Here is a 21575-nt window from a genome sequence, read left to right as displayed (position 1 = left end):
CGCCCGGGCCGGAACGGCCCGCCCGGGCCGTGCTCAGGACAGCATGCTGCTCTGCAGGGCGACCACCTGCCGGAACGCCTGCACCGGGACGCCCTGCGGGTTGGTCAGCTGGACCATCGCCACCACGTCGCCGCTCTGCACCCAGCCGACCCGGCCGGTGGGCATCCCGTGGGCCTGCTCGTCGGAGAGCCGGACGTCCACCCGCCCGAAGGCGATCGGGTACGTGCCGCCGGCGTCCAGCTGCCAGGACGCGATGTCCTTCGTCCCCGTCATCAGGGTCGCGCCGGCGAAGTAGTCGGCCGCCTCGTCGCCCGTCCCGAAGTGGAACAGCCGCAGCTCGGTGCGGGTGCCGTCGGGGGTGGTCCAGCCCTGGGCGGCGGCGCCCCGGCAGGCGTCCGTGGTCAGCCGCAGGGTGTGCGCGTCGTCCTTGGCCAGCATCGCGTCGCGGTCGCACGGGATCCAGCGGCCCGCCACCGCGGGCAGGGCCGGCCCGGCGGACCCGGACGCGGACCCGGACGCGGTCCCGGACGGCGTCGCGGACGGTGCGCCGGAGGCCGTCGCGGCGGCGCTCGGGGACGCGGACGCGCTCGGGGACGCTCCCGGGGAGGCGCTGGACGACGGATCGGCCGACGGGTCGGCCGACGGACCCGTGGCGACCGCGCCCTTCGGAAGCGGCAGCAGCAGCCCCCGCAGGTCCGCCGCGTGCGTCCTGACCTTGTAGTCGGACGGGGCCGAGGCACCCGCGGGCAGCGGAGGCAGCGTCAGTTCCGGGAACGCGTACCGGCCGTCGTTCGGCGTGGCCAGGCCCGGGACGTCGGTGCGGTCCGGCAGGGTCACCAGCACGGCGGTCGCCGCGCCGGTCACCAGCGTCAGCAGCACCGCCGCGCCGACCTGCCACCCGCGCCGGCGGTCGGAGCCGGTCCGCGCCCCGGCCGGGGCCTCGGCCGGGGGCTGGAACGGGTCCGGGGCCGGGGGCGCCCAGGGGTCCAGCGGCTGCGCGGGCGGCGGCGGGGTGGCCGGGGCCGCGGGGGCGTCCGGCTGCGGAGGGGTGGTGTCACTGCTCATGCGGCGGCTCCCGGTCGGGCCAGTCGGTCCAGTTGCTGGCGGAACAGGTCCACGACCTTGTTCTGGTCGAGGGGTGCCACGCCCGAGACCCGCAGCTGCACCAGCAGGTCGCCCTCGGCCGAGTAGCAGGTCACGTAGTCGAGTTGGTCGCCGGCCTGGAGCGCCGGCAGCGCGCAGCGCGCGTCCGGGTGGCCCGGTACGTCCGGGCCGCGCCGGAACAGGTCGCTGTCGTCGACCAGGGCCCCGAACAGCGCGTTCTGCTCCGACACCGTCTGCTGGTTGAACTGGGTCAGCTTCAGCACCGCCATCAGCCGGTTGTCGAACCGGGTCAGGCTGCGCACCCCGATGCCGGTGAAGTGCAGGGTGGAGAGCGCGTCCTTCAACTGGCCCCGGTACTTCTCCGGGACCTCGTCCAGCAGTTCCTCCTGGGCCCGGGCCAGGTCCGCGCCGCCGAACTCGTCGTCGTTGCCGAGGTCCTTGTAGTCCGGGCCCAGCCGGTACCCGTCGGGCACCGGCAGCAGCAGGTCGCGCAGGCTGCCGAAGTGGTTGCCGTTGGACTTGGCGCCCCACGGCGCGGGCGTGCCGGCCGAGGGCGCGGGGGCCGCGGCGGCGACCGGCGCGGCCGGCTCGTCGCCGTAGTGCACCCGGATCACCACCTCGCCGATGCCGACGCCGAGCAGCGCCGCCGCGACCACCGCGGCGACCGCCTTCGGGGCCCGTCGGCGGGGTTTCACCGGGGCGTCCGTCCCGGGGGATTCGATGTCGGTCACGCGAGTCGCTCCCACTGGCGCTTGGCGATGTCTTCGAGTTGCGCCCGGTCCACCGGCTTCTCGGCGTAGACCTGGACGGTCATCAGCACGGTGCCCTTGCGGGCGAGCGCCTCGCCGTAGTGGTACGTCTCGGTGCTGCGCGCGTAGGTGTAGGGCTGCTTGGCGAGCAGCAGGACGCCCTCGTCGTTCCCCGGGAACTTCGACACGTCCATGTCCGCGGTGGCGCTCGGGGTCATCCCGGTGATCGCCTCCACCACGGACTCGGGCACGTACTGGACCAGCATCACCTGGTAGACGTCCTCGCCCGTCTTCCAGCGCACCGTGGCGGCGCGGCGGAAGCCGTTGCCGAGCATCCGGACGAACATCTGCTCGCTGTCGCCGAAGGTCTCCGCCCGGTCGGCCGGGGACAGCCAGCCGTCGCCGTCGCCGTCCTCACCAGTCAGGTCGGTGCTGCCCGACGGCGGCTCGACCAGCAGCTTGCGCAGGTCGCCGTCGATGTCGAGCGGCGGCGGACCCGCGGCGGCCAGCGCGGCGGCGTCCACCCGCTCGGCGGAGTACGTCATCTTCGGCGCGGTGAGGGCCGGCAGCGGCGTCGGCGGCCGGGACGCCTGGATCGCGTAGCCCACCCCGGCGCCGACCACCGGGCCGACCAGCACCGCGGCCAGGAACAGCGCGCCCGCGCCGAACCGCCGCCTGCCGCGGGCGGGTTCGGCGTCCGGGCGGCCCGACTCGATCAGGTCGGACCCGGGGTCGAGGGGTGCGACGGGGGCGAGGGGTGCGGCGGGGTCGAGGGGGGCGGTGGGGTCGAGGGGTGCGGTGGGCGGGACGGTCGGCGCGGGTGGCGCGGACGGCTCGGCAGCGGCCGTCCCGGGCTCCGCCGCGTCCGCGGGTTCGGTGCTCAACTGGTGCTCCTGGAAAGAGGGTTCGGGACGTCCGTCAGCCGTTGGCAAGGCGGTCGCGCGCACGTTTCATGGCGTCGGCGAGCAGCGCCTTGTCGGGGTCGCCCTGCACCTGGACGGTGACCTCGTAGACCACGTCGCCGACCACGCCGATGCCGACCAGCTCGCCGGTGTACGCCTGCTGCTCGGGCTTGAAGACGTAGCCCCTGGCGTTCGACACCCCGTCGACGCCGAACGAGGGCTGGTCGTAACTGGTGTTGTCGGCGAAGCCCTGCGCCCGGTCGGCCCGGCCGAAGCGCCGCAGGTCGGTGCGGACCTCGGACTTCCCGTCCCGGGTGCGGTAGGTGCGGGTGGCCGCCTCCTTGAAGCCCCAGGAGTCGAGGACCGCCTTGATGTCCACGTCCTTGCTGTACTGGGCCTGGAGGTCCGCCATGCTCATCATCGCGCCGTCCGGGGAGCCGTACGGGTCCGCGTCGTCGGGCACGGGCAGCAGGAAGTACCGCAGGTCACCGCTGTGCTTGCCGCCCGAGACGCTGCCCCGCAGGGTGCTGGCCGGACGCGGGGCCACCGTCGGCGACGGGGTCGGCGCGGCGGACGGCGTCGGGGTCGGGCTCGGCGTGGCCGACGGGCTCGGGGCCGCCGACGGGGACGCCGCGACGGCCGCGACGGCCGCGACGTGCCCGGAGCGGTCGGGCCGGCCCACCGCGACGGTGACGGCCGCGCTGGCCGCGGTCACCGCGAGCAGCCCGGCCACCGACAGCACCACCCCGGCCGCCCGGGGCAGTCGGCGCGGGGGCCCGGCGGGGGCCGCCTGCGCGTCCTGGGTCTCCTGGGCCTCAGCGGCGGGCGCGGGCGCGGGGTCCGGCCCGGACGCGGGCGCGGGTGCGGGTGCGACGGGCGGGGCCGTCGGGGTCGGTGCCGGGGCCGGAACCGAGGCCGGGGTCGGCGCCGGATCCGGGGTCAGGTCCCGGTCAGGGGACGGTTCGGGAACGGACAAGGGTCTCCCCCCAGGGTTCACATGGCGGCCCGCGCAGCGGCGCGGGCCGTCCCCCCGGTCGGCCCGAACGCGTTCGTCATTGCGCGGTGCACGAATTATGTGAGACCTGTGTGGCCCTCAACAACACGGTTCCACCGACCAATCGCCGTAATCCACGGCCAATCGGACAGGCCGTGACTGAACCGCAACCCGGAACCGGAGCGGTTCAGCGCCCCGCCGGCCCCTCCTCGGCGGACGGCTCGGCCGCCGTCCCGGGCTCCGCGGGCGCCCCGGGCTGGGGCGGAACGGGCGCGGACAGCGCGGGCTGGGACGGCGCGGGCTGGGACGGCGCGGACGGCGCCGCCTGCGGGTAGCCGTACGCCTCGGCGAAGTGGATGCCGGCCGCCTCGGCGAGCGCGATGTCCAGGCGCTCGTTGCGGATCCGGCGGTCGATGTAGAGCACGCCGTTGACCAGCGGGACCAGCGGGCCGGTCGCCAGCGTGCCGAACAGCACCAGCAGCGAGTAGCCCACCAGCACGGCGGTCATCGTGCCGTGGCTGAGCTGGAGCCGGGCGGGTTCGCCCTCGAAGTCGACGGAGCTGAGCGGCACCAGCACCGACAGGACGATCGTCAGCGGGTAGCTGATCACCCCGGCCGCGACCCGGCCGATGGCGATGACCAGCGCGGTGAGGCCGAAGCTGCGCCACCAGTTGCCCCGGTTGAGCTGCCAGGCCCGGCCGATCGCCGCCTTCGGGGTGCTGTCCTCCAGCACCAGCACCGGGACCTGCGGGGCCAGCCGCACCACCGCGTAGACGCCGGCGATCCCGACGGCCGCGCTCAGCAGGAGCAGCAGCAGGAACAGCGGCGCGCTGCCGGTGACGGCACCGAGCCCCACCGCCAGGCCCAGCAGCAGGACGTTCAGCACCAGCAGCGGGCCGTACAGCAGCGCCATCGAGGCGACGGCCGCCCCGAGCCGGGGGCGGGCCTCCTTCCAGGCCTGACCGGCCGTCATCCGGCGGCCGAGGGTCGCGGCCCGCAGCACCACCGTGGCCAGCGGTCCGGCGATCACGTACTGCACGATCCCCAGCAGCAGGATCAGCCCGAAGACCACCAGCAGCGGCCAGCACAGCGCCCACAGTTGGTCGCCGGTGGGCTCTTCGCTCTGCGAGGTGTCCGGGAGGGCGTTGTAGGCGTCGCCGAGCCGGCCCGCCAGCAGCACCGACACCACCACCATCGGCACCGCCAGGACGCCGGTGACCGCCGTGAGCGGCAGGTAGAGCGCGCCGGTGTAGCGCCGCACGGTGTCGAAGACGGCGCTGAACATCTCCCCGAACGCGAGCGGGCGCAGCGGCAGCACCCCGGGCTTCGGTGCGACCGGCACGGCGCCCCAGGGGCTCCGCCCCCAGCCCCCGTTGGGGTGGCCCCCCGGCTGTCCGTACCCCGGCCAGTACCCCGGCCCGCCACCCGGCCCCTGGGTACCCGGCCCCTGGGTACCCGGCCCGTGGGCCCCCGGCCCGTACGGCTGCCCGCCGCCGTGCTGCTGACCCGGACTGCCGCCGTCCCCGCTCATCCGTACCCCTCCATGGCTCCGGTCCCGTCCTTCGGGCTCCGCCACCGAGCCTAGGGCCCGGTTCGGACCACCACCGAGGCACCCCACTGATCAGGTCCGGGCCCGGACCCGGTGTCGCGCCCGGTCCGCCCGTCCCGCCCGTCCCGGTCCTCGTCGACGCCGGGGGCGGAGCAGCCCGGTCGGGGCCGGCTGAACCGGCCGGACCGGCGGGGCCCGGGGTCGGTCGGTCCGGCCGGACCGGTCGGCCGGTGGAGGTCCGGGCGGTGGAGGTCCGGGCGGTGGAGGTCCGGGCGGTGGAGGTCAAGGCGGCGGAGGTCCAGCCGGTCCTTCGGGCGGTCGAGCCAGCGTTTCCACGCGGCGGTGTCGGCGATGCCCAGGAAGCGGAGGCCGCCGATCTCCTCCGCCCGGTCGAACAGTTCCTCCACGCCGCCGAGGAGGCCGGTGAACCAGCTGTCGGTGATCTCCAGCCGCCCTCCCAGCAGGCGGACCGAGACGGCGCCGTCGAACGGGGCCGGTTCCGGTTCGCCGAGCAGCAGGGCCCGCCGCAGCGCCTCGCCCCGCGCCACCACGTCGAGGTCGCCGATCCGGTCGCGCAGTCCCCGGACGTACAGGGGGGCGCTCCCGGCGATCAGCAGGTCCTCGGGCGGGAGGCCCAACTCCCCCAGCAGGACGAACGGTTCGGTGTGCATCCGTTCCGGTAGCAGGGGCGCCGCCTCCCCGCCGGGGCCGGCCTCGCGGGGCGGCGCCGGCTGCTTCCGGCACCCCCGTCCGCGGCCGGCCCTGGAGGGCGGGCGCCCCTGTCCGGTCACCGCTAGACCTTGAAGGAGGCGAACGCGGCGATCAGCGGCGGAAGTACGGCGATCAGTCCGGCCAGCGCGGTGATCACGGCCGCCACCTTGAGCGGGGCGCTCCCGCTCATCCTGGCGACGGCGAAACCCGCCAGGCCGAGGGCGGCCAGCGCGACCACCGCGCCGACCGCCGCGATCCAGATGTTGGTGTCCAAACTGCCTCCCGGAAGGGGTGTCTGCCGAGCCCTGGGCACCGGCGGCCCCGGGGCGCCCTGGTAGGGGGCGCCGCGTCTCGCGGGCGGCCGGTGGAGTCCACGCTACGAGCCGGAAGTGCCGGGCTCCAGGGCTTCGGGCGGCTCGGAACGGAGCGCGGAAAGGGCGTCGGACTCTCTACTTTGAGCAGGTCTTGGCCCGGTCCGGGCATCTACCCTGATCAGGCTGTCGCCGGGTCCTCCTGCCGAGCCCGCCGCAGTGCGACCGTGGGTGGAGCCGCGGGGGTGGTAGCCCGCAGCTCCCACCTGCGCACGTCCAGGTGCCGGTCGTCGGTCCGGCGTAGCCCGGCTACGTCCCCGCCGGGAGCCCGGTGGCCGTCCCGCCGATCGCCCTGTCGACCGTCCCGCCGGCCGCCCCATCGACCGCCCTGTCGACCGTCCCGCCGACCGGGCGGGAGAGCACCGCCAGCTCGCTGAGCGCGTCCAGGTCCAGGACGGTCAGCCGCCGGTAGCTGGTGTCGATGAGGCCGTTCTTCCTGAGGTGCTGGAGCGACCGCGTCACCCCCGCTGTGGACGAGGAGATCAGCGCGGCCAGGTCCTCCTGGCTCAGCGGGACGGTGATGGTGATCCCGGTGCCCGCGGGCTCCCCGTAGGTCTCCGCGAGTTCCACCAGCGCCCGCGCCATGCGCACCTGGAGCGGGTAGCCCCCGGTGTCCACCCGGGCCCTGGTGGCCGCCCGCAGCTTGCCCGCCACGGCCGCCACCAGGGCGAGGGCGATCTGCGGCTGCTCGCGGAAGAGGCGCACGAACTCGCCGTGCTGGATGGCGCGCGCCCGCACCGCCCGGGCCGCGGTCACCGTGGCGGAGCGGGGCGCGCCGTCGATCGCGGCGAGCTCCCCGACCACGTCGCCCGCGGCCCGGATGGCGAGCAGGCTGGTGTGCCCCTCCCGGGTCGTGGACGTGACCTTGACGAGCCCCTTCTCGATCAGGAGGAGGTGGGAGGCCCGGTCCCCCTCCCGGAGGATGACCTCGCCGGGGGCGTAGGACGCCACCCGCCCCGCCCGCAGCAGGAGTTGCCGCGACGGCGCGGACAGCAGGCCCAGGTACGAGCCGGTCGGCCAGACCGCGTCGGCCGCCCGCCGCCGTTCGCGCCCCGCGGGCCGGACGGTCCCGTCGACGCGGTCACCGGTGGCGCCGTCGGCGCCACCGCCGGGGGTGTCACCGGCGCCGTCGTCGGGGATGTCGTCGGGGGGCGGTGCACCGGTGTTCACGCAGCACCTCCGCGGTCTGGGTCCGGTCCGGTCCATGCTCCCAAAGAGCGGGCCCGCTGGGAACGCGCCGTCCCGGGCCGCCGACGGCCGGCACCACCGTACGCGCGGGCCCGGTGCGCGCGGTCAACGTTGCGCAAAATCCCCCTCCCGCCCGCCCACCCGTGGTTACGGTCGCCCGGATGTGCGCCGGATGTGCGGACGTCTTCGGGAGGGGCTTGGCGTGGCGATCGAACTGCCCGGCGAGGTGGTGGACTTCCTCTCGATCATCGGCATCAACTGGCCGACGGTGAACGAGGACAAGGTCCGCGAGTTCGCGGGCCACGTGCGGGAGTTCGCGGAGAACGTGGACGCCTCGCACCAGCAGTCCACGGCGACGATCCAGCAACTGGGCCAGGCCTACGAGGGCGCCTCCTACGAGGCGCTGCTCGCCAAGTGGGCGGCCGTCTCCGACCAGCACCTGAACGAACTCGTCCAGGCCTGCCACGTGGTGGCGCAGGCACTGGACGCGGCGGCGGACGTGATCGTGGCGATGAAGGTGGAGACCATCGCCGAACTGGTCGCGCTGGCCGCCGCGTTCGTCGCCGACCAGGCCGCCGCGATCGCCACCCTCGGCGCGGCCGAAGCCGCGGTGCTCCTGATCGAGGAGGCCGCCAAACGCCTGATCAACTACCTGGAACAGCAGTTGGAGCAGTACGTCATCGGCCAGGTGGTGGAAGCCGCCATCAACCCGCTGGTGGACACCGTCGCCAACGCCGTCCAGGGCATGGTCTTCCAGGCCGCCGAAGGCGCGCTCGGCGTCTCCGCCGGCGGCGCGGGCGGCACCGGCTTCCGCATCGACCCGGACGCCCTGGACGAACACGCCCGCACCATGCACGACCACGCCGAGACCGTCGCCGGCCACGCCCAGGCCTTCCAGTCGAAGATCGCGGGAGTGAGCTTCGAGTGAGCAACCAGATCGTCAGAGCACTCGAACACGGCGCGCAGAAGCTCGGCAGGACACCCGCCGAGCACCGGGACGCCGGCCAGGCGCTGGAGTCCTTCTCCCGCGAGGCCGGCGGCTCAGGGGCCCCGGCCCAGAACGGAAGCGCGTGAAATGACCTGGGTGGTACTCGGCTTCGACCGGAACAGCGACTCGCTGGTGGTGGAGTGGGAGCTGCCCGCGAGCTTCACCGAGGACGGCGCGGCCCGGCTGGTCGGACCGCACCCCGACCTGGCCGGGTCGTCCTTCCCGCTCCCGGAGAGCCGGCTCGCGGCGGTCTCCGCGCTCCTGGGCGTCCGGACGGACACCGATCGGATCGCCTACTTCCTCGAAGCGCAGGACGATTCCCGGGGAGTCCGCTGACCCGTGGGGTGGCGCGGGGTCGCCGCTGTGCGGCCGGGTCCGGTGGCGTCGCCGCGTCCGAGGCGGGCCGTGGCGGGGCGGGCCGTGGCGGGGCGGGCCGTGGCGGCGAGGGCCAAGTGGACGGCGTACGCACGGCCGTGCGCCGTCGGCCTGCGCGCCTCCATGGTCAAGGTTTCGGAAAGTCCCTCCTTCCCGGTGTGCGGCCGTGGTTACGGTCGCACGGATGTGCGGGCGTCTTCGGGGGAGGTCTTGGCGTGGCGATCGAGCTGCCGGGCGAGGTGGTGTCGTTCCTGTCGGTGATCGGGATCGACCGGCCGACGGTGCACGCGGACGAGGTGGGTGAGTCCGCTCCGCACGCGAGGAGGTTCGCGCAGGGCGCGGGGTCCTCGTACCGGGCGGCGGTGAGCTCCGGATGAGCAACCAGATCGTCAAGGCACTGGAGCACGGCGCCCAGAAGCTCGGCAAGACGCTGGCCGAGGACGCCGGGAAGGCGTTGAAGGGCTTCTACCGCAAGGCCGGCGACAACCTGAAGAAGGTCGCCAAGAACGTCCGGGACGTGGAGGAGAAGCACGTCAAGGACCTGGAGAAGATCCTCAAGGGCGAGGGCAAGGACGGCCTGCCGCACCCGCGCTCCGGCGGTGGACGGCGCGGAAAGGACGGCACCTCGCACCCCGGGGGCCGGGGGCGCGAGCAGGTCGGGAGCCCGCGTACCGAGGGCCGCCCGCTGGACACCCGGTGCGGTGGCGGCGAGCCCGTCGACATGGCCACTGGGCGGATGTACATCGACCAGGTCGACGCGAGCCTGCCCGGCTCGCTGCCGCTGCGGTTCACCCGCGGCTTCGACTCCGGCCTGCGGACCGGCCGCTGGATGGGCCCGAGGTGGATCTGCACCTTCGACGAGCGGCTGGAGATCGACGAGCACGGCGTCGTCCACGTCCGCCCCGACCGGATCACCCAGGCGTACCCGCACCCCGAACCCGGCGACCCGGTGCACGCCTCGGCCGGCTCCCGCCACGAACTCGGCCTCGTCAATGGCCGCTTCACCGTCACCGACCCCGCCACCGGCCTGGTCAAGACCTTCACCCCCACCCCCGACGGCGACGAGGCGCTGCTCACCGAGGTCCGCGACCGCCACGGCCGCCACTACGCCCTCGCCTACGACCCCGACGGCGTCCCGCTCTCGATCACCCACTCCGGTGGCTACCGGCTCCTGGTCACCGTCGACAACGACCGCATCACCGCCCTGCGCCTCGCGGGCGCCGGGGACAACGGCGGCGACGCCCTGCTGACCCGCTACAGCTACACCGACGGCCACCTCGCCGCGGTCTACAACTCCAGCGGCAAGCCGATGCGCTTCACCAACGACGCCACCGGACGCCTCACCTCCTGGACCGACCGCAACGGCTCCCAGTACGTCTACCGGTACGACAGCCTGGACCGCGTGGTCGACGAAGGCGGCACCACCGGCGCCCTGCGCTTCACCTTCACCTACGGCGACCCCGACCCCGCCACCGGCCTGCGCACCCACACCGAGACCAACGCCCTCGGCCGCACCACCACCTACACCGTCAACGACCACGCCCAGATCACCGCCGTCACCGACCCCCTCGGCCACACCACCCGGTACGAACGCGACGACCACGACCGCCTCCTCGCCGAGACCGACCCGCTCGGCCGCACCACCCGCTACGAGTACGACGGCGCCGGCGACCTCACCGCCATCACCCGCCCCGACGGCGGGCGTTCCACTGCGCAGTACGCCGACCTCCTCGGCCTTCCGGTCACGATCACCGAACCCGGCGGCGCCACCTGGCACCAGACGTACGACGAGAACGGCCTGCGCACCGCCCTGACCGGCCCGCTCGGCGCCACCACCACGTACGCCTACGACGGGCTCGGTCACCTCGCCGGCACGACCGACGCCCTGGGCCACACCACCCGAGTGCGCTGCGACCCCGCCGGTCTCCCCGTCGAGGTCACGGACCCCACCGGCGCGGTGATCCGCTACGACCGGGACGCCTTCGGCCGGGTCGTGGCGATCACCGACCCGCTCGGCGGCACCGTCCGGTCGCGCTGGACGGTCGAGGGCAACCTGGCTGAGCGGACCCGCCCGGACGGCAGCACCGAGCGCTGGACGTACGACGGCGAGGGCAACGCGCTGACCCACACCGACCAACTCGGCCTGACCACCGCGTTCGAGTACACCCACTTCGAGACGCTCGCCGCCCGCACCGCTCCCGACGGTGCCCGCGTCGCCTTCACTCACGACGCCGACATGCGGCTGATCGCGGTCACCGACGGGCTCGGCCGGACCTGGCACTACGACTACGACGCCGCGGGGCGGGTGACCGGCGAACGCGACTACCAGGGCCGCACCCTGACATACCGGCTGGACGCCGCGGGACAGGTCACCGCGGTGACCGATTCGCTCGGCACGGTCACCGAGTACTCCTACGACCTGACCGGCCACCTGGTCCGGAAGAACGCCGGTGGCCGGGAGACGGCCTACGCGTACAACGGATCGGGCCACCTGGTGCGGGCGGAGAACGCCGACGCGACGGTCGTCCGTACGGTCGACGCCCTCGGCAACCTCTTGGAGGAGACGGTCAACGGGCGCACCCTGCGCATCACCCGCGACGTCCTCGGCCGCCGCACGAGCCGCACCACCCCCACCGGCCGCTCCGGGACCTGGACGTACGACGGCGCAGGCCGCGCGACGGCGCTGGACACCCCGGACGGAAGCATCGCGTTCGGCTACGACCCGGCCGGTCGTGAGACCCACCGGACCTTCGACCGGCGGCTCGTGCTGACCAGCGAGTGGGACTCCAGGCACCGGATGACCGGGCAGTCGGCCCGTACGGCCGACCGTACCCTGCAGCAACGCAGTTACGACTACCGCGCCGACAGCTCGCTCGTGACGGTCGAGGACCTGTGGGGCGGTCCCCGTGCCTTCGACCTCGACCCGGTCGGGAGGGTCACGGCCGTCCGGGGAACGGAGTGGGAGGAGAGCTACGCCTACGACCCGGCCGGCAACATCACCCGCGCGTCGTGGCCCGCGACCGACACCACCCGGTCGGCCGTCGGTGAGCGGACCTACTCCGGCACCCTGATCTCCACCGCGGGCCGGACGGCCTTCGAGTACGACGCCGCAGGTCGCACCACGGTGCGCCGGGTCACCCGGCTCTCCCGCAAGCCCGACGCCTGGCACTACACCTGGGACGCCGAGGACCGGCTGACCGAGGTCACCACCCCGGACGGCAGCCGTTGGCAGTACCGCTACGACCCGTTCGGCCGCCGCATCGCCAAGGAGCGGACCGCCACCTCCGGCAGCGCCGGGGAGCGCACGGACTTCACCTGGGACGGCCCGGTGCTCGCCGAGCAGACCACCTCCGCGCCCTACCTCCCGGGCCCGCACACCCTGAGCTGGGAGCACCACGGGATCCGTCCGCTCACGCAGACCGAGACCATCAGCACGGCGGAGCGGGTGGACCGGCGGTTCTTCGCGATCGTCACCGACCTGATCGGCACGCCCACCGAACTGATCGACCCGGCCGCCGAGTCGATCGCCTGGCGCGCCACTCCCACCCTCTGGGGGCAGACCACCTGGCCGTCCGACAGCACCACCTACACGCCGCTGCGCTTCCCCGGCCAGTACTTCGACCCCGAGACCCGCCTCCACTACAACGTCCACCGCTACTACAACCCCGAGACCGCCCGGTACCTGACGCCGGATCCGCTGGGCCTGATCCCCGGCCCGAACCCGGACGCCTACGTCACCAACCCGCACACCTGGTGCGACCCGCTCGGCCTGTCCCCCCACCAGAACCACCAGGGGCCGCCACGGGGTGAGCACAGCAACCCCTTCGACTCCCGCGAGGAGGCCGAGCGGGCGGCCTTCGACCTGGCGGGCGTTCCGTACGGGGAAGAACCGATCGCGGAATGGAAGGTCGTCGGGGACAAGCGGTACCGGAACATGCCGGGACATGTCTACTCCGAAGATCCCACGCACTGGGGGAATTTCCGTCAATTCGAGACGGAAAACGGTTCCCGCGTGGTCGTGGAGCACACCGACGACCCCGCCGGCCTGCACTTCCACGCCGGAAAACCCAAGTACGACGACACCCGGGAATTGGTCAATTTCGGCTGGGACAACTCACCCGAGGGCTACACCAGGATGGAGCGCTACGGTAAGATGAACAAACCTGGCGGAGACCACCACTTCTTCTACCGGAGGAAATAATGCCGGCCCCTTCCGAGGATTCGAGAAGGCTACTGCTGGAAGCCGCCGGTCTCACCGTCCTCGGCGCGCCGGACGAGGCCGGCCTGCCGTCCCCGGGCGAGGTCTGGCAGTCGGTCATCGGCTTCCTCGTGGAACCCGACGCCACCGTTCCGCTCAGCACCTCCGACTGGGCCGCGCAGGTCGACGAGCACTGGCTCCGGCTCTCGCGGGAGTCCGAACTGCTCGCCCCCGACGGGACTTTCCTCATCCACGTCGGAGGCCACGGCATGGGCCGCCTCGGCTGGGCCCTGGTCCGCTGGAACGACGACGCGCACTTGGCCGCGCACCTCACCGACGGCCCACAGCAGCCGGAATTCGTCGCCATGGCACGCGACGGCCACACCTCCTGCGGCGTGACGACCGAGGAGTACGACGTCTGGCTGGTCCGCTCCACCCCCGTCCCCGAGAAGACACCGGGCAACTGATCGACCGGGCGGGGCACCGCACGGTCCGTGATCTTCGCGGGCTGGGGCTCGCGCAGATCACGACCCCGCGCGCCTGCCGGCGCGAGCCCCGCTGCCCGACCTGTCGAAACACCCACCAGGAGCCGTTCAGGTTCCGCTCCGGCTCGCATCGCGATCGGTCGGACCCGTGAACCGCAGAGCTTGGCCGTGTCGTCGACGTCCGAGGTGAGCACGGCCACCGGCCCCGGCCGGCGGAGCGCCATCTCGGCGACAGTGGCGTCGACGGCGTCCTTGTGGCCGTGCAGCCTCTTCGGTCGCGAGGAGTTCGCTCGCGGCGCGTGCCGCTCACGCCGCCTCCGCCGGAGCCGAGTTGCTGCGGTGGGCGGCGTGGTGGGCGCGGACGCGCTCCGCCCTGGCCGCCACCTCGGCCGGATCGACCGGGCCGTGCTCCGCTTCGGCGGTGGCGATGTACCCGTCGATGGCTTCGCGCTGGAGCTGCCGCTGCACGGCCTCCTCGATGTACGAGCAGACCCCCTGCTTCCCGGTGCGCGCGAATCGCCTCCCACGTCTCGGCCCGCGCGGAGACACTGGTGACCCGGGCCCGCATCCGACCGCGACCGGCGCCCCGCCGGGAGGGGCGGGGCGCCGGTCGCGGTCGAAGCACCGGAGGGGTCAGGCGGGGTGCTCTTCGGTGCTGTGGGAGTCGGTGAGGGTGAGTGCGCCGAATGCGGTGATGAGGCCGACGACGGCGGCGAGGATGGCGTAGGTGATGCGTTCGCCGTGGAAGAAGGAGTGGACGAGGGTGTTGCTCCAGGTGCCGGCGGGGAGCTGGGTGGTGACCAGGGCGGCGATCAGGGTGCCGACGACGGCGGTGCCGACGCTGCTGCCGACCTCCTGGGCGGTGTCGTTGAGGGCGGTGCCGATCGAGGTGCGGTTCTCGGGCATCTTCTCGACCAGGGCGATGGCGCAGATGGTCATCACGGTGCGCAGGCCGATCGTCATCACCACCATGCAGACCGCGATGGCGGCGTAGCCGTGCGAGACGCCCCAGGCGAGGCCCGCCAGCGAACCCGACAGGCAGAGCGCGCCGACCAGGCAGGCGATGCGGTGGCCGAAGCGCTTGGCGAACCATTCGGACAGCGGGGTGGCGGCGAGCATGGTGACGATGATCGGCAGGTTGGCCAGGCCGGCTTTGACGGGGCTCCAGCCGTAGGCGTACTGGAAGTGCAGGATCAGGCCGAACATGACGGCGGCCATGGCGATGGCGGTGCCGGTCTGGGCGATGGCGGCGCCGCGGACGGTGCCGTTGGTGAACAGTTTCAGGTCGAGCATGGGGGCGGCGGTGCGACGCTCGTGCCAGACGAACACCACGCCCGCCAGCAGGGCGCCGAGGATCGAGCCGATGGTGGCGGCGGAGGTCCAGCCGTGCTCGACGCCGCTGGTGAGCGCGTAGCAGGCGAGGCCGATGGCGGCGACGCTGAGGAGCGCGCCCGGCAGGTCGAGGCGGTCGCGGGTGAGGTCTTCGGGCCGGTCGGCGGGGACGCCCAGGCGCACGCCGATGGCGGCGATCAGTGCGATCGGGGCGTTGACGAGCAGCAGCCACTGCCACTTGACGTGGGCCAGGGCGGTGCCGCCGAGCAGCGGGCCGAGGACGAAGCCGGACATGCCGACGATGATCATGACGGTCATCGCGCGCATCCGCAGCGCCGCGTCGTCGAAGAGCCGGAACACCAGGGAGTTGGTGATCGGGGCCATGGCGGCGGCGGCGATGCCGAGGCCGGCGCGCAGGGCGATCAGCTGCCCGGTGCCGGTGACGAGGGCCACGCCGAGGCTGAGCAGGCCGAACACGGCGAGGCCGACCAGCAGGACGCGGCGGCGGCCGAGCCGGTCGGCCATCGACCCGGCGGTCAGCAGCAGGCCGCCGAAGGTCAGCGAGTACGCGCCGGTGACCCACTGGAGGGCGGTGGTGCCGCTGCCCAGGTCCCGGCCGATGGTGGGCAGTGCGATCGAGAGCAGGGTGTTGTCCACCATCTCGACGAAGAAGGCCAGGCAGAGCGCGGCCATCGGGATCCAGGCCGCGCGCAGCGACGGATAGGTGCGCGGCGCCGCTGCTGGGGCGGCGGCGGTGGTTTCGGTGCCGGTCATGGCGGCCTCCTCTCGGGACGGGTGTCAGGGCGGGTGTCGGGGTGGGCGTCGCGGTGGGCGTCGCGGTGCATCGATGCCGTCCGCACTGCCGCCGTGGCGCTGCCGCCCGTCTCCTCAGAGCGTGCGGGAGCGCGCCGACAGGCCGCTGTCATCCCACTGACAGCCCGCCGACAGCCCGCCGACAGCCCGCCGACAGCCCGCCGACAGCGGGGGCGGGCGGCCACCAGGGGTTCCATCCGCTCCCACGCCGCGTCCGTCCACTCACCTCGACCTGCCACAAGATCAATGACCAGGCGCGTCTTGGAAGCACGCGGGTCCGTTCGGCGCCAGATCGCGATGAGTCGAATCCGGGAGCCGCAGAGTTTCGCCGTGTCGTCGACGTCCGAGGTGAGCAGGGCCACCGGTCCCGGTTGGTGGAGTGCCGTCTCGGCAACGGTCGCGTCGATCGCGCATGCGTGACCGTGCAGGCCGGCCTCCACGAGCAGGTCCGCCGCCGCGTCGGCTGCGGGCTCGGTCACGGACTCGACCCTGACCCGGGAGAGCACCAGTTCAGTCGTGCCCTGTCCACCCGGGCGTGGATGACTTCCACGATGGTGTTCGCACAGGTCACGAACTCTGCTCCCACCGAAACGAACAGATCCGGCTTGACGAGGAGACCGCGGTCCTGCGCGACCCGTGCAGACAGCCCCTGGGAGTCGAGAACGACCGTCGCGAAGCGCTCGTTCACGCGGCGTCCACCGACCGAGCCGCCCCGCCCGACCCGAAGATCTCCTCGTGCGACGGCTTCCGCCACATAGCCGGACACGTTGTCCGTGAGCTTCTTGAGTTCGGCCACCTGCTCCGTCGGCAGAGTGACCGTGAGGCGCGTAGTGGCTGCCACACAGCAAGCATGCTGCGGTATGCACGCGGCTCGCGGGTGTTCGGCGTCGTAGTGCCGGGTCATGCGACTGAGCACGGTGATCCTCCCCCATCCACTGGTGGAGCGAGGGGCAGCAGGTGTGGCGGCGGGCTGAGGATCTCGGGTTCCATGCCGCGTATACCTACGACCACCTGAGCTGGCGGAGCTTCCGGGAGGAGCCGTGGTCCGGGTCGGTGCCGATGCTGACGGCGGCCACGGTGACCGAGCGGATCCGGCTGGGGACGCTGGTGACCTCAGTCGAGCCACGCTCACCCATCACACGCTGACCTGTGGAAATGCGGATCATGAATGCCCTGACCCGCCCTCGAATCAGATGGCGATGAGCCGGATCAGGTCACCGCAGAGCTTGGCCATGTCGTCGGTGTCCGAGGTCAGCATGGCCACCGGACCTGGCTGGCGGAGCGCCATCTCGGCGATCGTGGCGTCGATGGCGTACTTGTGACCGTGCAGACCCGCCTGCTTGAGAAGCGCCGCGGAGGCTCTGGCCGCGTGCTCGGTCACGGGCTCGATCCTGACCTGCGAGAGCACCCAGTTCAGCCGGGCGGTGTTCGCCCTGGCGTGCGAGATCTCCACGATGGTGTTGGTGCCAATGACCAGGCCGGCCCCCATTGAGTGGAAAGTCTTGATCATCGCGAGCACCTCCCGGTCCTGCGAGATCCAGGCGGACATTCCCTGGGAGTCCAGCACGACGGTCTCGATCCGCACGCTCACGCGGCAGCCGCTCCGCTGCCCGGCTCGGACGAACCGAAGATCCTCGCGTGCGCGGCAGCGAGCTCCTCTTCCGTGAACGCGCCGTGTTCTTCCTCGTACTGACGGAGTTCCTCCGCGAGCAGTTGATGCCTGATCTGCCGGGCCACCGCTTCCGCGACGTAGCCGGAGACGTTGTCGGTGAGTTTCTTCAGCTCGGCCACCTGCTCCGTGGGCAAGGTGACCGTGATGCGCGTGGTAGCCGCCATGAAGCAAGCATACCGACGGTATGCACGTTCCGGCCGGTCTTCGGCGGCACAGGGTCAGGCCATGCGACTGACCACGGCGATCCTCCCCATCCACCGGTGGAGCGAGGGGCAGCAGGTGTGGCGGCGGGCCGAGGAACCGGGCTTCCATACGGCGTACACGTACGACCACCTGAGCTGGCGGAGCTTCCGGGAGGAGCCGTGGTTCGGGTCGGTACCGACGCTGACGGCGGCGGCCACGGTGACCGAGCGGATCCGGCCGGGGACGCTGGCGACCTCGGTCGAGCCTTCTTCACCTATCACCTACTGAACCACCTGGGACTACCGGGCTGACCCCCACCAGTCTCTACGCCTGTGCCACGGCTCTGACGCCGCCCCCGCCTACAGCCACCAGCATCCTTGTCATCGGCAGCAGTTGTAGATCGGGTCGGTAATTCTGCTCTCAGCGAATCCGGTGTAGTCGGCGGGTCACTGCTCTCCCTGAGTCGGCGGCGGTGGTCTAGAACGAGCATCCACCACACGAGCCGGTCGCGGGAGTTCGCGGGGGATGAGTACGTGTAGGAGCCTGAGAAGAAAACATGCAGCAGCAGTGAGAGCAGCCATGATGAAGGCCACCCATCCGGGGATATCGGGAAATGATCTGAGAATGTTCTCGAACCCTGCGCTACGACGCCTTACGTTGGGCCAATCAGCTGACGGGTTCGTGTGCAGCGTGGGCTACTGAACTTGATTGAGTGATGTCGGAGCCGTTCGTCTGACAGGGGTAGGCGTGCTCCGGTAGCTCTGGGTTCGTGAGGTACGCGCAGGGTGGCGGGCTGACCGACGTCGAGAGAGCCGCGCGGGAGCGGATCCGACTACAGGCTGTGGAACGCTTCGAGGGCGGGGAGAAGAATCGGGAGATCGCCGTCGCGTTGCGGGTGAGCGAGCGGTCGGTGGAGCGGTGGCGCCGGGCCTGGCGCGAGCGGGGCGAGGCCGGTGTTCAGTCGAAGGGATCGCCGGGCCGGCCGAGGCTCGATCCGGCCCAGATCGCCAGGCTTGAAAGGGAGTTGGAGCGCGGACCGCTCGTCCACGGGTGGGCGGACCAGCGGTGGACGCTCGCGCGGATCAAGACACTGATCGGCCGGCTGTTCCACGTCTCGTACACGGTCGAGGGCACGTGGCTGCTGCTCAAGCGGCACGGCTGGTCGTGGCAGCAGCCGGCCCGGCGGGCGATCGAGCGCGACGACGCGGCGGTCGAGGTGTGGAAGAAGGAGACCTGGCCGCGGGTAAGAGGGCCGCGGCGGCCCTCGGGACCTGGATCGTCTTCGAGGACGAAGCCGGGCAGTCGATGACGCCGCCGCGTGCCAGGACCTGGGGCCGGATCGGCCGCACCCCCGTCGTCGGGGTGCGCGGCCGGGGCTCCGGTCGGGTGTCGATGGCGGGCATGGCCTGCTACAAGCCGGGTGAACGGTCCCGCCTCATCTACCGGATACGTGAGTACCGGGGCCGCAAGGACGAGCCGAAGGGCTTCGGATGGCGCGACTTTCGAGACCTGATCGTCCGCGCCCGGATCCAGCTCGGCGGCCCGATCGTCCTGGTCTGGGACAACGTCCGCCTCCACCTGACCAAGCCCCTGCGGGAGTTCATCACCGCGAACTCCGACTGGCTCACCGTCTTCCAGCTCCCCACCTACGCACCGGACCTCAACCCGCAAGAGGGCATCTGGTCGCTGGTCAAACGCGACCTCGGCAACCTCGCCGCGGCCGACCTCGGCCAGATCACCCGGGCCGTGAAGCGCCGACTCAAACAGATCCGGCACCACCGAGACCTCATAGACGGTTGCCTCGTCGGCACCGGTCTAATCATGGACGGCTGACCGACATCACGCATTCAAGTTCAGTAGTACTCCGGCTGTAGATCGTGATCACGTGGCGGAGGAAGCTCAGGGTGACCCGCCACGTGATCGTTGGGTCACCGGATCACGCCCGAAAGATCCAGTCGCTCCATACGGTCCAGGCACTGCCCGATCTCGGTGACCAGATCCTCGGCGCTCAAGGGGAACTCCTCTGGCCCGGTAGACAGCAGTTCCGCGACGTTCCCACTGGCATCCTCGACGGAGACCGCGGCCAGCATGTCCGTGCCAGTGGCGCTGAAGCTGATGGACAGTTGGACGACCACCGTCAGGTCGCTCGCCAGCTCGATCACCTGGCCATCGGTGTAGGAGGCCTCATCCGGCCGGTCCGAGTACTGCCAGGCCGGACCCAGCGACTCGCGTCTGCGTACCAGGCCGAGCGGAGCACCCTCCTCCCAGGTTCGCGCCAGTCTCTTCAGCCCGAAATGGGCCTGCCGAAGCGCTACTGCCAGCGCAACGGCGGCCTGCCCGGTGCCATCCATCAAGTCCGCTCCCCGCCCGTCACCGTTGGCGAGTCTTCCACCCGCCCGTGCCCGCATGGATCCTCGTGCTCCTCCGGGGCCGGCCTGGCCGGGACGGAGACGGCCACCGTTGATCATCGTCAGTTGTGTGGACAAACGAAGATCAGCCGGTGGCCGTGGGCCACAGCGTAGACCCTGCCCGGTGGCAGCCGATATTCGAGGGCCTGATGGCGCGGGTGGCGGGCAGGTTCGCCCGAGTGGAACCGCGCCGCCGGGCGCGGGCGTTCGTACTGGGCCTGCTCGCGGACCTGCCGAGGAAGAACTGCTGGACGATCGCCGAGCACGCCGGTGACGCGAGTCCGGCGGGTATGCAGCACCTGCTCAGCCGCGCGTCCCGGGACGCGGACCAAGTCCGTGACGACATACGCAACTTCGTGGTCGACAACCTGGGTGACGAGAACGCGATCCTGGTCGTGGACGAGACAGGCGACCTGAAGAAGGGCAGCAGCACGGTCGGCGTGCAACGCCAGTACACCGGCACCGCGGGCCGGATCGAGAACTCCCAGGTGGCCGTCCACCTCGTCTACGCCGCCCCGGCCGGGCACGCCGCTATCGACCGCCGCCTCGACATCCCGCGCTCCTGGACCCAGGATCCCGACCGGTGCCGCGCGGCGGGCATCCCCGACGATCTGAGGTTCGCCACCAAGCCCGCTCTGACCGCCGAGATGATCGCCCAAGCTCTGGACTCCGGCGTCCCGGCCAGCTGGGTTACCGGAGACGAGGTCTATGGCGGTGACCCGCATTTGAGCGCCGGGCTGGAGCGGCGTCGGATCGGCTATGTCCTCGCTGTCTCGCGCAAGCGGCCGATCGCCACCGGCGCGGGTGCCTTCCCTGCGGGCGTGCCGGCCCACGGCCTGCCGAAACGGGCCTGGCAGCGCCTGTCGGCGGGAGCCGGAGCCAAGGGGCACCGCTTCTACGACTGGGCCCAGGTCGCCATGCCCAGTCCGCCGGACCGCCCCGGCCACCGGTGGCTGCTCGTGCGACGCAACCGGCGCACCGGTGAACTCGCCTTCTACCGCTGCTACTCTCCCCGCTCGGTCCCGCTGAACACCCTGGTCACGGTGGCGGGACGGCGCTGGACAGTGGAGGAGACCTTCCAGGCCGCCAAGGGCCTGGCCGGCCTGGACGAGCACCAGGTCCGCCGCTGGATCTCCTGGCACCGCTGGACCACCCTGGCGATGCTCGCGCACGCCTTCCTCGCCGTCACCGCCGCCATCGAACGCGCCACGAACGCTGCGGCGGCCGAACTCGTCCCGCTGACCTGCAACGAGATTCAACGGCTGTCTGCGGCTCTATTCGCCCGGCCACTCCGCGACCTCTCCCACCGACTCCGCTGGTCGGCATGGCGGCGCCGACACCAGGCACGAGCCCGTACCAGCCACTACCGACGACAAGCGGCCCAACAACCGTGAAGATCACGATCTACAGCCGGAGTACTAGAGCCTGTCTGACAAATGATCATCTAGCGGGTTCGCAAAGCCAGAGGATCAGGGCCGCCAGGACGATTCCGGCTCGGTAGCGGTTGGCGAGCTTGTCGAACCTGGTTGCGATCGCACGGAACTGCTTCAGGC

The 21575-nt window shown here is 72.1% G+C and carries 22 protein-coding genes and 5 pseudogenes; 11 read left to right on the top strand and 16 right to left on the bottom strand.

Annotated features, from left to right (window positions below; translation table 11 throughout):
• Positions 1-33: 33 nt before the first annotated feature.
• The 8 genes from ACIP60_RS32630 to ACIP60_RS32595 form a co-directional block, all read right to left on the bottom strand.
• Positions 34-1065 carry a hypothetical protein gene (locus ACIP60_RS32630; protein ID WP_400691531.1) on the bottom strand — a complete coding sequence of 344 codons (1032 nt, stop codon included), beginning with the start codon at positions 1063-1065 and terminating at the stop codon, positions 34-36.
• Positions 1062-1835, bottom strand: a complete 774-nt coding sequence (locus ACIP60_RS32625; protein ID WP_400691528.1) for a hypothetical protein — start codon at positions 1833-1835, stop codon at positions 1062-1064. The genes ACIP60_RS32630 and ACIP60_RS32625 overlap by 4 nt, the downstream gene beginning before the upstream one ends.
• Positions 1832-2737, bottom strand: coding sequence for a hypothetical protein (locus ACIP60_RS32620; RefSeq protein WP_400691526.1), 906 nt, complete (start codon positions 2735-2737; stop codon positions 1832-1834). Before ACIP60_RS32620 ends, ACIP60_RS32625 begins: the two co-directional genes overlap by 4 nt.
• Before the next feature lie 34 nt (positions 2738-2771).
• On the bottom strand, positions 2772-3731 hold the full coding sequence (locus ACIP60_RS32615; protein ID WP_400691524.1) for a hypothetical protein: 960 nt from the start codon (positions 3729-3731) through the stop codon (positions 2772-2774).
• Between the two features lie 205 nt (positions 3732-3936).
• Positions 3937-5091, bottom strand: a complete 1155-nt coding sequence (locus ACIP60_RS32610; RefSeq protein ID WP_400691521.1) for a hypothetical protein — start codon at positions 5089-5091, stop codon at positions 3937-3939.
• A gap of 239 nt (positions 5092-5330) precedes the next feature.
• Positions 5331-5969 carry a hypothetical protein gene (locus ACIP60_RS32605; RefSeq protein ID WP_400691518.1) on the bottom strand — a complete coding sequence of 213 codons (639 nt, stop codon included), beginning with the start codon at positions 5967-5969 and terminating at the stop codon, positions 5331-5333.
• A 122-nt stretch (positions 5970-6091) separates the two neighbouring features.
• Entirely contained in the window at positions 6092-6283 is a 192-nt protein-coding gene (locus ACIP60_RS32600) for a hypothetical protein (protein ID WP_400691516.1), read from the bottom strand.
• A 346-nt stretch (positions 6284-6629) separates the two neighbouring features.
• Positions 6630-7550, bottom strand: a complete 921-nt coding sequence (locus ACIP60_RS32595) for a Crp/Fnr family transcriptional regulator (protein WP_400691513.1) — start codon at positions 7548-7550, stop codon at positions 6630-6632.
• Between the two features lie 220 nt (positions 7551-7770).
• Here ACIP60_RS32595 and ACIP60_RS32590 point away from each other — a divergent pair, with 220 nt between their 5' ends.
• The 6 genes from ACIP60_RS32590 (at position 7771) to ACIP60_RS32565 (ending at position 13596) form a co-directional block, all read left to right on the top strand.
• Positions 7771-8496, top strand: coding sequence for a WXG100 family type VII secretion target (locus ACIP60_RS32590; RefSeq protein WP_400691510.1), 726 nt, complete (start codon positions 7771-7773; stop codon positions 8494-8496).
• Positions 8493-8642: a hypothetical protein gene (locus ACIP60_RS32585; protein WP_400691507.1), complete on the top strand. Its 150-nt coding sequence runs from the start codon at positions 8493-8495 to the stop codon at positions 8640-8642. The genes ACIP60_RS32590 and ACIP60_RS32585 overlap by 4 nt, the downstream gene beginning before the upstream one ends.
• 1 nt (position 8643) lies before the next feature.
• Positions 8644-8892, top strand: coding sequence for a hypothetical protein (locus ACIP60_RS32580; RefSeq protein ID WP_400691504.1), 249 nt, complete (start codon positions 8644-8646; stop codon positions 8890-8892).
• 254 nt (positions 8893-9146) lie between these two features.
• Positions 9147-9308: a hypothetical protein gene (locus ACIP60_RS32575; RefSeq protein ID WP_400691501.1), complete on the top strand. Its 162-nt coding sequence runs from the start codon at positions 9147-9149 to the stop codon at positions 9306-9308.
• Complete coding sequence (locus tag ACIP60_RS32570; RefSeq protein WP_400691499.1) at positions 9305-13132, top strand: RHS repeat-associated core domain-containing protein; 3828 nt, start codon at positions 9305-9307, stop codon at positions 13130-13132. Before ACIP60_RS32575 ends, ACIP60_RS32570 begins: the two co-directional genes overlap by 4 nt.
• Positions 13132-13596, top strand: coding sequence for a hypothetical protein (locus ACIP60_RS32565; protein WP_400691496.1), 465 nt, complete (start codon positions 13132-13134; stop codon positions 13594-13596). Before ACIP60_RS32570 ends, ACIP60_RS32565 begins: the two co-directional genes overlap by 1 nt.
• Positions 13597-13742: 146 nt before the next feature.
• Here the strand turns inward: ACIP60_RS32565 and ACIP60_RS32560 are convergent.
• From ACIP60_RS32560 to ACIP60_RS32545, 4 genes and pseudogenes are all read right to left on the bottom strand, one after another.
• A pseudogene (locus tag ACIP60_RS32560) lies at positions 13743-13917 on the bottom strand (DNA-binding protein); the annotation flags it as partial.
• A 3-nt stretch (positions 13918-13920) separates the two neighbouring features.
• Positions 13921-14082 (bottom strand): hypothetical protein, encoded by a 162-nt coding sequence (locus ACIP60_RS32555; RefSeq protein ID WP_400691494.1) that lies wholly within the window; start codon positions 14080-14082, stop codon positions 13921-13923.
• A gap of 165 nt (positions 14083-14247) precedes the next feature.
• A complete protein-coding gene (locus ACIP60_RS32550; RefSeq protein ID WP_400691491.1) occupies positions 14248-15720 on the bottom strand; it encodes an MFS transporter in 1473 nt (490 codons plus the stop codon).
• A gap of 329 nt (positions 15721-16049) precedes the next feature.
• Positions 16050-16447, bottom strand: a pseudogene (locus ACIP60_RS32545) (DNA-binding protein); the annotation flags it as partial.
• Positions 16448-16661: 214 nt separating this feature from the next.
• On the opposite strand from ACIP60_RS32545, the pseudogene ACIP60_RS32540 reads away from it, so the two are divergent.
• A pseudogene (locus tag ACIP60_RS32540) lies at positions 16662-16899 on the top strand (LLM class flavin-dependent oxidoreductase); the annotation flags it as partial.
• Between the two features lie 49 nt (positions 16900-16948).
• Here ACIP60_RS32540 and ACIP60_RS32535 read toward each other — a convergent pair.
• Entirely contained in the window at positions 16949-17350 is a 402-nt protein-coding gene (locus ACIP60_RS32535; RefSeq protein ID WP_400691488.1) for a DNA-binding protein, read from the bottom strand.
• The gene (locus tag ACIP60_RS32530; protein ID WP_030906175.1) at positions 17347-17595 is read right to left on the bottom strand and encodes a type II toxin-antitoxin system CcdA family antitoxin; all 249 of its coding nucleotides are present in this window, start codon (positions 17593-17595) and stop codon (positions 17347-17349) included. The genes ACIP60_RS32535 and ACIP60_RS32530 overlap by 4 nt, the downstream gene beginning before the upstream one ends.
• Positions 17596-17656: 61 nt before the next feature.
• On the opposite strand from ACIP60_RS32530, the pseudogene ACIP60_RS32525 reads away from it, so the two are divergent.
• From ACIP60_RS32525 to ACIP60_RS32515, 3 genes and pseudogenes are all read left to right on the top strand, one after another.
• Positions 17657-17896: pseudogene (locus ACIP60_RS32525) on the top strand (LLM class flavin-dependent oxidoreductase); the annotation flags it as partial.
• A 487-nt stretch (positions 17897-18383) separates the two neighbouring features.
• Positions 18384-18923, top strand: a complete 540-nt coding sequence (locus ACIP60_RS32520) for a winged helix-turn-helix domain-containing protein (RefSeq protein ID WP_400691485.1) — start codon at positions 18384-18386, stop codon at positions 18921-18923.
• Positions 18920-19447: a transposase gene (locus tag ACIP60_RS32515; RefSeq protein WP_400691482.1), complete on the top strand. Its 528-nt coding sequence runs from the start codon at positions 18920-18922 to the stop codon at positions 19445-19447. The genes ACIP60_RS32520 and ACIP60_RS32515 overlap by 4 nt, the downstream gene beginning before the upstream one ends.
• Before the next feature lie 95 nt (positions 19448-19542).
• Here ACIP60_RS32515 and ACIP60_RS32510 read toward each other — a convergent pair whose 3' ends face one another.
• Positions 19543-19965 carry a hypothetical protein gene (locus ACIP60_RS32510; protein WP_400691480.1) on the bottom strand — a complete coding sequence of 141 codons (423 nt, stop codon included), beginning with the start codon at positions 19963-19965 and terminating at the stop codon, positions 19543-19545.
• A 206-nt stretch (positions 19966-20171) separates the two neighbouring features.
• On the opposite strand from ACIP60_RS32510, the gene ACIP60_RS32505 reads away from it, so the two are divergent.
• Positions 20172-21416 (top strand): IS701 family transposase, encoded by a 1245-nt coding sequence (locus ACIP60_RS32505; RefSeq protein ID WP_400691789.1) that lies wholly within the window; start codon positions 20172-20174, stop codon positions 21414-21416.
• Between the two features lie 24 nt (positions 21417-21440).
• Here the strand turns inward: ACIP60_RS32505 and ACIP60_RS32500 are convergent.
• A pseudogene (locus ACIP60_RS32500) lies at positions 21441-21575 on the bottom strand (IS5/IS1182 family transposase); the annotation flags it as partial.

This window comes from Kitasatospora sp. NPDC088783 (genome assembly GCF_044750705.1).
In the GTDB taxonomy this organism is placed as follows: domain Bacteria; phylum Actinomycetota; class Actinomycetes; order Streptomycetales; family Streptomycetaceae; genus Kitasatospora; species Kitasatospora fiedleri.
The sequence above is the reverse complement of the archived record's forward strand: the minus strand, read 5'-3'. Positions and strand labels throughout refer to the sequence as shown.